The 11993-nt window shown below is 58.6% G+C and carries 9 protein-coding genes; 3 read left to right on the top strand and 6 right to left on the bottom strand.

Annotated elements, in window-relative coordinates; all coding sequences use genetic code 11:
- The 4 genes from VN887_05900 to VN887_05885 form a co-directional block, all read right to left on the bottom strand.
- A partial coding sequence (locus VN887_05900; protein ID HXT39538.1) for an ATP-dependent Clp protease proteolytic subunit occupies positions 1 to 1091 on the bottom strand: 1091 nt, incomplete at its 3' end.
- A gap of 64 nt (positions 1092 to 1155) precedes the next feature.
- A complete protein-coding gene (locus VN887_05895; GenBank protein ID HXT39537.1) occupies positions 1156 to 2742 on the bottom strand; it encodes a tryptophan 7-halogenase in 1587 nt (528 codons plus the stop codon).
- Positions 2739 to 3833: a radical SAM protein gene (locus tag VN887_05890; protein ID HXT39536.1), complete on the bottom strand. Its 1095-nt coding sequence runs from the start codon at positions 3831 to 3833 to the stop codon at positions 2739 to 2741. Before VN887_05890 ends, VN887_05895 begins: the two co-directional genes overlap by 4 nt.
- Positions 3834 to 3885: 52 nt before the next feature.
- A complete protein-coding gene (locus VN887_05885) occupies positions 3886 to 5241 on the bottom strand; it encodes a C25 family cysteine peptidase (protein HXT39535.1) in 1356 nt (451 codons plus the stop codon).
- Positions 5242 to 5464: 223 nt separating this feature from the next.
- Between VN887_05885 and VN887_05880 the strand changes: the two genes are divergently transcribed.
- On the top strand, positions 5465 to 7000 hold the full coding sequence (locus tag VN887_05880) for a sigma-70 family RNA polymerase sigma factor (protein ID HXT39534.1): 1536 nt from the start codon (positions 5465 to 5467) through the stop codon (positions 6998 to 7000).
- A 231-nt stretch (positions 7001 to 7231) separates the two neighbouring features.
- Here the strand turns inward: VN887_05880 and VN887_05875 are convergent, their stop codons facing one another.
- Complete coding sequence (locus VN887_05875; GenBank protein ID HXT39533.1) at positions 7232 to 7522, bottom strand: hypothetical protein; 291 nt, start codon at positions 7520 to 7522, stop codon at positions 7232 to 7234.
- A gap of 152 nt (positions 7523 to 7674) precedes the next feature.
- Positions 7675 to 8994 carry an asparagine synthase-related protein gene (locus VN887_05870; GenBank protein HXT39532.1) on the bottom strand — a complete coding sequence of 440 codons (1320 nt, stop codon included), beginning with the start codon at positions 8992 to 8994 and terminating at the stop codon, positions 7675 to 7677.
- A gap of 242 nt (positions 8995 to 9236) precedes the next feature.
- On the opposite strand from VN887_05870, the gene VN887_05865 reads away from it, so the two are divergent.
- Positions 9237 to 10766 (top strand): alginate export family protein, encoded by a 1530-nt coding sequence (locus VN887_05865; GenBank protein HXT39531.1) that lies wholly within the window; start codon positions 9237 to 9239, stop codon positions 10764 to 10766.
- Between the two features lie 67 nt (positions 10767 to 10833).
- Positions 10834 to 11993 (top strand): multiheme c-type cytochrome (locus tag VN887_05860; protein HXT39530.1); only part of this gene is annotated, 1160 nt, incomplete at its 3' end.

Here is an 11993-nt window from a genome sequence, read left to right as displayed (position 1 = left end):
CGCAGCGGCAGTTGCAGCATCTTGAAGGTGGGCAGCGCCGGCATTCCCGGATACGTGTCCACCATTGCCATCACCAGCGCGATCACCATCAGCGCCGCTCCACCCAGTCCCAACGCCATAGTCCCGGGAAACACAAACAACTCGAGTGCGACCAGCGCCAGCCCGACCAAAAAAACCGCGATCCATTCCAGCCCGGACAATCCGGCGACGTAACCGCCGAAAAAGTAAATCGCGAACGCCACGATGCCCACGATGCCTGGCAGGCCAAATCCGGGTGTCTTGAATTCGATGTAAATGCCGGCAATCCCGATGATCAGCAACAGCGGGCTGATCATGTTGATCCACGTCGCCAGTCTTTCGACGCCGGTCGGTTTGATGTCCACGCGCGCGGCGTCCGCGTAACCAAGTTTGTCCAGCAACGCTTCGACAGACTCCACCGTGCCGGAGGAAAGAAGCGGTTTCGGCGGGTCTCCATATTCGTGCTCCGCCTCGGTGTTCGTCAGTGTCAGAATCTGACCTTTTTCGTTCAGAACCTTCCCGTCAACTTTCAATTCCTTTGTCTTGTCGATCATCGCTTCGACGACTTCAACATTGTAACCGTTTTTCTCGGCCGACGTGCGCACCAGCCCTCGCAGCGCCGAATTCATTTTTGCCTGCATCGTTTCCGGCATGTCCTGAACTCCGCCACCAGGAGCCATCATGATGGGCGCAGCGGCTCCAATGACACTCTGCGGTGCCATGAAAATCTTCTGTGTCGCAATCGAAATGAAAGCTCCGGCAGAAAAGGCTTTTTTATTTACGAACGTCGCAGTCTGGCCTTTAAAGTTGTTCAGAATCTCAATGATTTCCTCTGTCACATCCACGCGCCCACCGTTGGTATCCATGTCGAGCACAAGCAAGTCAGCCTTCGCGTCCATCGCCTCCTTGACACCGCGGCGCACCAGATAAACCAGTGGCGGCATGATATCTTCACGGATCGGGAGGACATAAACCTTCTTTTTCGGCGCAGTCGCGTACTCACCGGAGCCTGCGGAGATGTTGCTTCCTGAAACAACAGCGAACAGGAGAAGCGTTGCAAGCCTGATATTCACGCTGGGAGATTATCCCATGTTTCCCGGTGCTGCAAGGAGGTTGAAAACATCCTGGAAAACACCTCTATGCGCCAAAGAAACCACATCTCGTCAACAGCTGCTTGATCTCAGTTTCGCCGACCCCAAGCTTACCTGCCGACATGAAGAGGTCCCGCGCGTCCACGGGAAACCAGTTCCGCCGGCTCCGGTCACCCAGCCCGGTCACATCAATCGGGTCGATGGCAAGAAAGATGTCGTCGATCAATTCCGCCCTGGCTGCGGCGGTCATACCGCCGTTTTCACGCAGGTGTGCCGCTCGTTCGCAGCAGGACCGAAGTTTCGGACCGAATCGCGGATGATCGTGCATCAGGAATCCACCCGCCAGCTCCGGCTGGTTCAACCGGCGCGCGGTCTCCGAGAAAGTGGATGCGGCGAAGTAAAGCAGCGAGAGCGCCGTGAACAGCGAAAAATCATTCATGCTGGCGTAGAGCGCTCCAACGAGCCGCGCCGCCACGTCGAGTTCCTGAATCGTGCGTTGCGCATAACTGGTCAGCCGCTGTTCAACACCGGGCGAATCCCAGCCGGTCTCCAGAATCTCGGACAATCGCGAGACCCCGAGCAACGTCAACGGGAACCCGGTAGAAAGCAGCGGATCCACGAATCCTGCGGCTGAGGGCAGCAATGCCCAGCGCGGACCCGCAACGACTCCGCTGCAAAAGGGAAGACGCGCCGTGTGAACGAACGGAAATTGTGGAGAGGTACCGGCAAACTGCTCGCGAAGCGTGGGCAGCCGCCGCAACAATCTGCTCCATCCGGAGGCGCCTTCCGCAAGACCCAGGTCGTTTGCCAGTTCGTCCGTGGCCGCAACTCCCGCGCTGGTGATGCCGTTGTTGAAACGCAACACCCAGATCCAGCCACCGTCGAAAACATGATGCACTGCTGCGTCCTCCACCGGATACGGCGGCCCCTCCATGCCGGCATTGTTGCGCGAAGCGCCAGCCACATCTTCCCACCGTTTTACACCGGCGAAATGCGAGAAGAGAGCCTGGGTGGTCGGAAGGTTTTCAAACGGCGCTTCGGATAGTTGCAGTGAGCGGTGCAGGAATCCACGGGAACCGGTGGCGTCAATGACGAACCGGGCACCAACGGAGATCCCTTGTCCGTCGCGTTCGCCATCAAGCGTCACGCGGCCGCCGCTGAAAGACACGTTTTCAAGCCTCGCGCGGTCGAGGTATTCCACTCCCATGACCTGTGCTTCGCTGACCAGAAAATGATCGAATTCCGCGCGATACCAATGTGTATCCGCGATTTCATCACGCGGACTGGCGGCAACCAGCAGCTCGTTCCGACGTTCGGGGTCCCGGGTAAACGACTCGCCGATACGATGATGAAAGAACGTGAAGCCGCGCTTCAAGCCGCAGGCGATTCGCGGATACGCCGCCCGCCATGCCCCCCATTTCGTCAGCGGCAGCAACCTTGGCAGGTCGTAACGCACCGCCAGTTCCTCCAGCAGCAGGCTGGCGAGCGGTGTGGATGATTCGCCGATGACAAAGCGCGGATGACTCTCACGTTCAATCATGATCACGGAGCGACCCAGTTGTCTGGCGATCATTGCCGTGAGCGATCCGCCAAAACCTGAGCCAACCACTGCGATGTCGAAGTCTGCCTTCACAATGCGCCGGAAGATGAGCGGTTTCCTCGGGCCTTATTTCCGCAACGAGCGCAAACCACCCGCGGCAGGACGGTCTGACCCAGGTTCATCTCCTGCAGGCGCGCGCGCCTCCGCTCGAAACACTCCCCGCACTCGGAAAATTTTTCCAAGTCCCATAAGTCAGCGAAGGCACGCCCGCGTTTCAATCCCACGCCGTAGTCCAAAGCGGCTTCGAGCGTCGCCAACTCTGGCGGAGAAAACCTGCCCTGTTGAGCCAGCGCTTCCAGCGCGCCGTTGCCAAAGCGCGTGGGAATGAGAGATACTGCCGTCGCACCACAATCAAAGGCGAAATCAACCGAACGGTTTGCCCAGTTCAGCGCCTCGTTTTCACTCAGGAACGGAGGTTTGACGAGAACGAAGACGCGCAGAGCGATGCCGTTCCTTTTCAGAAATTCAGCCGCACGCCGGAATTGTTCCGGCGTCATCCGTTTGTTGAGCTTCTTCAACGCTTCCGGATGCGCCGTTTCCAGGCCCATCGCCACCTCAAGTTTTGTTGGAGCAGTTCGGCGATCACCGCCGGCGGCACGGAGCAATTCTTGAAATCGTAGCGTCGATTTGCCGACGAGCGCCGGATGGCACTCAACGATCACGCGCTCGAACTCCGCGACGCGCCGCGCGATGCCTTCGTGCTCATCCGGCGGGATGGCTTGCGGATCGAAAAAGCTTCCGCTGTTGTAGAGCTTGATCTTTTTGATGGGAAGGACAGCTCCGTCATTACCGCGAACCTTTTTTGCAGAGCCGGATTTGGGGGGCGGAACGAAGCCGAACCCGCCCATCCTGGACAGCGCGTAATCAATCTGTTTTAGAATCGCGCCCGCCGGCACGGTTTCGGTCAGCGTGTTTTTCCACAGATCACACATCAGGCAGTGCCACGGGCATTCGCGATTCGTTAAGAAGATCGTCGCCACCGACACAATTGCGCCTGATTCCGAACGCTCCTCTTCGACATGAAACGCGTGGGGCTTGAACGGATCGAGCTGGTTCCGCCCGCCGCGCCGCGTAAGTATCCATTGATCCCGCTGGCGAGGTTCCTCTGGATATTGTGAGGTCAAGGCAGGTGCGGTTGAAAGTCGCCGTGGACCTCAGGCAAATTCGAAATCTTATTCATTTCTCTCGTTCAGGCGGAGGCATCTGCAACGAAGGATCACCGAACAGCATGAACTTCATTCCCTGAAAAAAGATGCTCGGCGGATACCAATCTTCGTTGGGCTTGAGTGTTGCGAGGCGTTGGTGCTCGTAGTAGTAAGCTACCGCGTTCGCCCAGCAGTCTCCAAGGCGCGGCTCCTTCGCGCGGTGCAACGCGTCAATGAAGCCTTCCAGCAGCGTCAGCGCGCATGGCTGGCTGCCTGTATTGCAGCCGATGTAAGCCACCGCGCCGTTATCACCGCCGCGCAGCAACTGTTCGCCCAGGCCCGACGGATTGTAGCGGCCACTCTGATAACACGCGGGCGGCGGAGGCGGTTCAGTGAACACCTCCTTGTTGTTGGTTCCTTCATGCGCCTTGCCGGTCACGTCCACATAAGGTTCGTAAGGCGGCAGCGTGGCGAATCGTGCCGTGGAACAACCGATGGAAATCATCACCGGCAAACGGTCCGAGTTCTTCACGCGGTCCAGGTGTGACAGGAAAAAACATTGTTCCCAGGCATCGTCGTTTCCATGGCCGGTGTGGCAGACGAGGCCCACGCCCTCGTTCAGCAACCCGTCGATTTGCGCCTCGGTCGGCGGCGGCGCGCTCAAGTCGCGATTGCCATCGTGGTAATACCGCTTCTCCACCGACCAGCCCGCGGGCATCTTCCCGGCCAATTTGTCCAGCAATGGCCGGCTGTCCACCCAGCCTCCCACTGAAAGAAACGCCGCCCGTCGTTCGCCCGGAACGCTTCCATTCAAAACGCGTTCTTCGTAATGCATCGTCTTGGCGGCGACGAGGCGGGCTTCCTCGATCGTGCTCACTGGCCAGCGACCGACGGCAATTTCCGGACGATAATCCACTTCGTCAAAATTGATCGGATCGGACTTGTTCTTCTCACCGCGCACCTCGCCGAAATAGGCCGCATGAAAGCCGTCCTTGCGCGCGTTCCAGTCGTCGAAGCCGCCATCAGCCTTCGCGAGATCGCTGTAATAAAGATCGCACGGGTAGAATGCATAATCGAAAGCAGACGGCGTCACGCGGTCCAACACCATGTATCGGACTGGAAACACATCCGCATCGCCAACCAGCAATGCGTAACCGAGATGTTGCGCACGCCACTCCTGATAGAGAAACCGCTTTATCTTTTCCGGATCATCCACGCCTTTCGATTTCGTCAGCACCTTTTCAAGGGAGATCAGTTCCGTGGGCAATTGCTTTCGCTTGAAGCGGACGAATTCCTTCAATGCTGGGTGGAAGCGTTCCGGCGCGATGACGAGCAGTCGCTTGTCCGAAGGGCGATCGCCGGCAACGGTGACACTGAGCGAAATCAATATGAGAACACCCGCTATCAAGCGGAGCGGGAAACATCGCATAGACCGGGAATCTTATCCGTTCCGCGTGACGTCGGCAAGCCATCGCACACCGCAATAACCTTACTCTGTTTTTCAGGCTTTAGATCCATCCACTCTTTCGGACCGCCATCGAATTTCCTCGAACAACATCAAATTTTCCGTCCGCTTTGAGCGTCCGCGGGTGCTATAAAGTGGAACAGACGTGAACACCGACGCTCAATTGTTACGCGGCTACGCGGAGAAAGGTTCAGAGGCCGCTTTTGCCGAGCTTGTGTCGCGGCACGTTGACCTGGTTTATTCCGCGGCCTTGCGGCAGGTCGCCGGCGACACACACCTCGCGCAAGACATAACGCAAATGGTCTTTGCCGATCTGGCGCGGAAGGCCGCCGCCCTGTCAGGTCGTGTGGTTCTGACCGGCTGGCTCTACCAGGCCACGCGTTTTGCGGCGGCGAAAGTCGCGCGCGCCGAACGTCGTCGGGTGAACCGTGAATGGGAGGTTATCACCATGCAGGAAGCATCCGCTGAAACCAAAACGAATTGGGACCAACTCGGTCCCGTCCTCGACGACGCCGTGGCGCGTCTCGGCGCCAGGGACCGGGACGCCGTCCCCCTTCGCTTCTTTGAGCGCAAAGACCTCCGGTCAGTCGGCGAGGCACTCGGCACCAGCGAGGAGGGCGCGCGCAAACGCGTGACGCGCGCCTTGGAAAAACTGCGGCGTTATTTCGCGCGGTGCGGCATCACTCTGTCCTCGGCGGCATTGACTGCTGGAATCACGGCTGGCGCGGTTCAGTCAGCGCCCGCCGGATTTGCCGCCGCGGTGACCACTGCTTCGCTCGCGGGTGCCGCGACGACAGTGACCGTCACAACTTTAACCGTCCTAAAACTTATGAGCCTGACCAAATTGAAAATCGGAATTGTCAGCGCGGTCGTCGCCGCTGGTGTCGCCACGCCCGTGGTGCTTCAGTATCAAACCAACGCGCGGCTCCGCTCGGAAATCGAGGGACTTCGCCGACAGTCGGCGGAGCTGGTGCGGCTGCGCGAAGAGAACCGGCGACTGGCCGCGCTGCAAACGGATGCCGACGAACTGGCCAGGTTGAGAAATGAACACGCTGAATTGATGCGTTTGCGCGGCCAGACCGCCGCCAACCGGCAACGCGAACGGGAACTGGCCGCGGCGCAGGCAGAGGTCCGGCGTCTCCAATCCTTGTCGGGTTCCCAAACTCCCGCGTCGGGAAAGAGCGATGCAAACGCCGATTCCAGGACCGGTTTGTTGGAAGGTCTGATTCCCGTGACCTCGTGGAACAACGTCGGTACGGCGGCGCCCGAATCGGCTTTTGAAACCCTGCACTGGGCCAAGGCCAATCGCGATACCAACGCGCTCGCCAACGCGATCGTGTTGGACGCCGAGGCGAAGGCCAAAGCCGACGCGCTGCTGGCGTCGTTGCCGGAGTCCGTTCGAGCTGGCTATCAGTCTTCCGAACAGATGATGGCGGCGCTCGAAATGGCAACGACACAAGAGGCGGGAATACGCGTGCTGTCACAAACGCAACAAGGTCCCGACGACGTGATTGTGCACGGGCAATGGCAATACGACGATGGCCGCGTCCGCGACGGCGACCTGCAATACCATCGCTACGCCGACGGCTGGCGGCAGGTCATACCCGGAGGTCTGGTGGACAAGCTGGGCCCGATGCTGACCGATCAATTCGCAACCACGCAATCGCCCGGAGGCAAATAAGCCAGCCAGGATGCGGAAGCGGGAGACAACATCATCGCCGCGTGAGGGCACGCGGCCTACAGGTGCGGCAGACGTTTCGTAGGCCGGGTCCCCTGACCCGGCGTGCTCACTTCAAAGTCAACCAAGGATCCATCCAAGTGTGTAGATGTCTTGCGAGACATTTTGATGAGCGTAAAGCCGGTCAAACTCGTCGTGCTGCAGCCGCAGAACGGGTCGGGCACCAGGTCGCCGCTAAATACTTTGGACGAGTTCCTCGATGGCAGAACGAGTTGCATGATGAAGTCTGTCTATGTCGTCTTTACGAACGAGAGCTCTCTTGTTGTTCGCAGCAAGGTATCCGAAGAATTTCAGATCGGGCAGAATGCGTTTTGTATTCCTAATCAATCCGAGCTTCGATTCCGCAGCCGCTTTTGCAATCAACGCGGAGAAATCCACGTAATTACCATCGCGCTTAATTCGGTCGGCGATGGCATGATGTTCATATCCCTGGACGATCAATGACTCAACCAAGCGGCGAATCATTGCGGCGCACCCATCATAGCAAGCTCCATAACATTGGAATGGATTGAGGATCAGAGATGTTGGTCGGGGCTTTCATTAAGCGCGCCTATGCGCCCGACTCTATGCCCGCACAACTCGCCAGGCAAAGGCAGAAAACGGCCTGCCCGCGACCCCTACGCGTAGAGGGACAAGAACTGCCGCCGAAGGATGGTTTCCTGATCAGGCATCTGCCGGCGCAAATGTTCCTTCGTCACCGCGCCATGTTGGAAACGGCGTTTGGGAAAAACCGGCATGTCGAATCCGGTAATGGCTTTGACACCGTGCGAAACGATTTCGCCCTTGAGCGCGTACAGTTTTTCGACCGACATGTCGGTGAGCGTCGCGAAAGGAATCGCCTCGGCCACCGCGATGACCTGCGGCCGGGTGAACGGGCTGAAACCCTCGAAACCGAAATGCTTCGCGGGAGCGTATGTGCGCGCGTAGCTGCGGCTTAAACCGCCGCTGTAGGTGAGCGAATGTTTGATGCGGCCCACGCCCCAGCCTTCCTGATAAAGCATGAGATTATTTACGACGCTGCGGATCGTCAGCTCGGGATTCTCCTCGATCGGATAGTCCTTGAGGTTTTCATCGCCGCCGTCGCCGTCCGTGAGGAATTTCCAACCCGGGTAGCGCGCACGAATGCCGCGGCAAAGGGTGATGCCCATTGAAGCGCACTCGACGTCCAAGGGCTTGTAGTCTTCCAGGATGCGGATGGTTTCGGCGACATCGATGGCGTCGAGACCGGCTTCGACGGGTTCGAGAAACAGGCCTAGTCCGAGCCGGCTCAGGAACTCGCCCGCCTGCTGGAAATCCGGGCCGCCGCCGAGGTTCAATGTGAACGCCTTCAATCGAGACGGGTTCATGCCGAGTTTGCGCATGACATGATACGTCACGAGGAACACAGAGCCGCTGTCTATGCCACCGGAGAACGCAACGCCCAAAGGTTGCGGCTGAGGAATCTGTTTCAGCCATTTCGCGATTTCATCGGCGAGCGCGCCGATGTAGCGGCGGCCGATTTCGTCGAGGTCGGTTGAAAGCGAGTTGCGTTGTGGTGTGAAGAAACGGGTGTAGATCGGATCGGGATCCGGACACCCGACGAGTTGGATTTCCACGAGGTAATGCGCCGGTACCATGCGCGTGTAACTGGGATGAAACTGGTTGTCGAGTCCTTCGGCTCGGAGCTTTTGATGAATCGAGTCGATGCGGTCGGCGACGATGAGCGCCGGGCCTTCCTGGCGTTTGGCAAGAAAGTAACGCATGGGCCGATCGAGCGAGCGGGCCATACGAACGGTTTTACCTTCCTGCGCGAGCAACGCGAATGAGCCGTCGATTTCCCGAACGGCCGCAGGTTTGCCCGAAAGCACACGGTTGCGCGCTTCATCAAGCGTCAAGTTGTAGATGCGGTTGAGAGAGGGATCGAGCAGGTCAACAACGCGTTCAAGGTAGTGGTCCATACGCTTTTGAAGTTGCTTCAGGTTAATTACCCGTGCCGGCGTAAGAAAGTCAAAATTGTTCCCGAGAGAGTGTGCGGATCCCAACTTTGAGGGCTGGCCAGCGGCGAAGTTTCGATGCAAGGACGGACTCCTGTCCCATTGTTCACCCCTCGATAACTCCGTTTCGCCCCTGTCGTGGCCCAATCTGTCCCCAAGGCATTTCACTTTTCCGCGTTTTCAAGTCTGGTTTCCGACCAAACCAAATGGCAACGACCAGACTTTTTGTGGCGCAACGAATTGTTTTTTCCTTTACCCTGCTGGCTTCGAGTTCTGATTTCTCCCGTGCCGACGACAAATCCGTGACCTCGACCAACCGTCTGGGTACCGCAACTCCGCCGATGTCCAAACCCGCTGCTGCCATCACCCCCGGTGCGGGCCTGGTCAATGACTGGCTGCGCAGTGAGTCAGCCATTTTCAACGCGTGGGACCTTGGCGGTCAGTTTCGCGTGCGCGAGGAGCACAAGGAGTATTTTGCCGCCGCCGGACAGGCCGGAGCAGTGGATTTTCGGAAGGTCGGCGGCAATCCGGACAACACGTATCTGTTGCTGCGCGAACGGGTGCATCTTGGATTCAAGATGGACTGGATCGGCGCATTCGTCGAAGGGCAGGGGAGTTCCTCGACCGGCGACGATCGTAATCCCAATCCGGAATCAAACGGCCCGTTCGATCTGCATCAAGGCTATATCGCACTTGGCAACCTCAAGGAATTTCCTCTGGTGGCGAAGATTGGTCGTCAGGAAATGATTTATGGGGACGAACGCCTGGTCGGTTCCGCCGACTGGCTCAACGCGCCGCGCGCGTTCGACGCCGCCAAATTGCGATTTGAAACCCGGGATGTCTGGGTGGAAGGCTTCGCGGGCCGTGTCGTGCTAATCGACGACAACAATTTTGACGTCGCGAACGATTACGACTGGTTCTCCGGTGTTTACGCCTCGACGCGAACGTTGATTCCCCGGCAGGAAACGCAGCTTTATTTTCTCGCGCGGAACACCGGCGCTGGCTCCCCCGACGCCAACGCGGGCGCTGCTCCCCAACCGGGCGGAGCCACGCCCCGCGACATTTACACCGTCGGACTGCGCGTCAAATCGTTGCCGGGACAATCGGGCGGCTGGGACTACGAAGCCGAACTGGCGGGCCAGTTTGGACGTTACAAGGAAACGGTCGCCGGACCGGCCCTCGATCAGGAGGCATTGGCCGCGCACGTTGCCGGGGGTTACACATGGAAGAACGCTTCCGGTTCACCCCGCCTGGGCGTTGAGTACAACTATTCCTCCGGCGACAACAATCCGAATGACAGCAAGCACGGGACGTTCGACAATCTCTTCCCGTCAAATCACAAATTTTACGGCGCCATGGATTTCGTTTCGTGGCAGAACATTCACGACGTCCGCGTCAGCGGCTCGCTGAGACCCGCCAGGCCGCTGACCGTTGCGCTGGACGGCCACGCCTTCTGGCTGGCCGACACCCACGACTCTTTTTACACCGTGTCCGGCGCGCGGCGGGGCGGGCTGGCTCCGACTCCCGGCGGGGGCTATGGCATCAATCCCGGTTACAGCCGCTACGTGGGATCGGAAGTGGAAATGGTCGTTTCGTACGCCGTCAAGACATGCGCGGTTTTGCAGGGCGGCTATGGTCATTTTTTCGCCGGCAGCTACGTGAAAAGTTCACTTGCGGGATCGGGGGGTGCCAGGGATGCCGATTACCTTTACGCCCAGGCCACGTTTAGCTATTGAATTAATGGGCGAAGCCGAACCAGGCGGATGAACTTTTGTCGACGAAATGTGAAATTGTTCGGACATCATGAGCATTGAAAACCCAGTCCCTTCGACCCCGTCCCGAAAAAGATACGTGCGGGCGGTCGGCCCAAAACTGCGAGTCCTTTTGCTCTGTATTTTTGGGCTGGTCGCGGTGCTCGCCGCCAATTCGGTTTATCTCAGCGCGATTACCTTCCTGGAATGGCTGAAGGCGGGAGCCAACCAGACATATCAGAACTGGTTCTATATGGTGATGTTTGGCGCCCACCTGGCGCTGGGATTGTTGCTCGTCCTTCCGGTGGTCATCTTCGGTGCCATTCACATCCGGAACGCACATGACCGGCCCAACCGCCGCGCAGTCAGGGTGGGCTATCTGCTTTTCGCCACGAGCCTGGTCGTGCTGGTGACAGGACTGCTGCTTACGCGCATTGACATCTTCCAGTTCAAAAACGTCGGACTCAAGAATCCCCAGGCGCGGTCTGTCGCATACTGGGCGCACGTGATCGCGCCGCTGTTTGCAATCTGGCTTTACATCTTGCATCGCCTGGCGGGGCCGCGGATCAAGTGGCAGGTCGGCCTGCGCTGGGCCGCGGCTGTCGGAGCCATCGTGTTGGGAATGGTGCTCCTCCACTCGGCGCACCCGAGGAAGAACCAGGTCGGGTCCGTGGAGGGAAAGAAATACTTCGAACCGTCACTCGCCCGGACCGCGACGGGCAACTTCATCCCGGCCCGCACAATGATGATGGACGACTATTGTTTGAAGTGCCATGAGGATGCCTACAAAGGCTGGTTCCACAGCGCTCACCATTTCAGCTCGTTCAACAACAAGCCGTATCTGTTCAGCGTGCGCGAGACGCGTCGGGTTGCGCTCCAGCGCGACGGGAACGTGAAGGCGGCCCGCTGGTGCGCGGGTTGCCACGATGTGGTTCCGTTTTTCAGCGGAGCGTTTGACGACCCGAAATTTGACGACGTGCATCATCCCACCGCGCAGGCCGGCATCACCTGCACGTCCTGTCACGCCATCACGCACGTCAACAGCACGCGCGGCAACGCGGATTACACCATTGACGAACCGATCCATTATCCCTTCGCGTACAGCACGAATCGCTTTCTGCAATACGTGAACCAGCAGCTCGTGAAAGCGAAGCCGGAATTCCACAAGAAGACTTTTCTCAAACCCTTCATGCGCACGGCGGAATTCTGCTC

Source organism: Candidatus Angelobacter sp., assembly GCA_035607015.1.
Lineage (GTDB): Bacteria > Verrucomicrobiota > Verrucomicrobiia > Limisphaerales > AV2 > AV2.
This window is presented reverse-complemented; position numbering and strand designations above follow the sequence as displayed.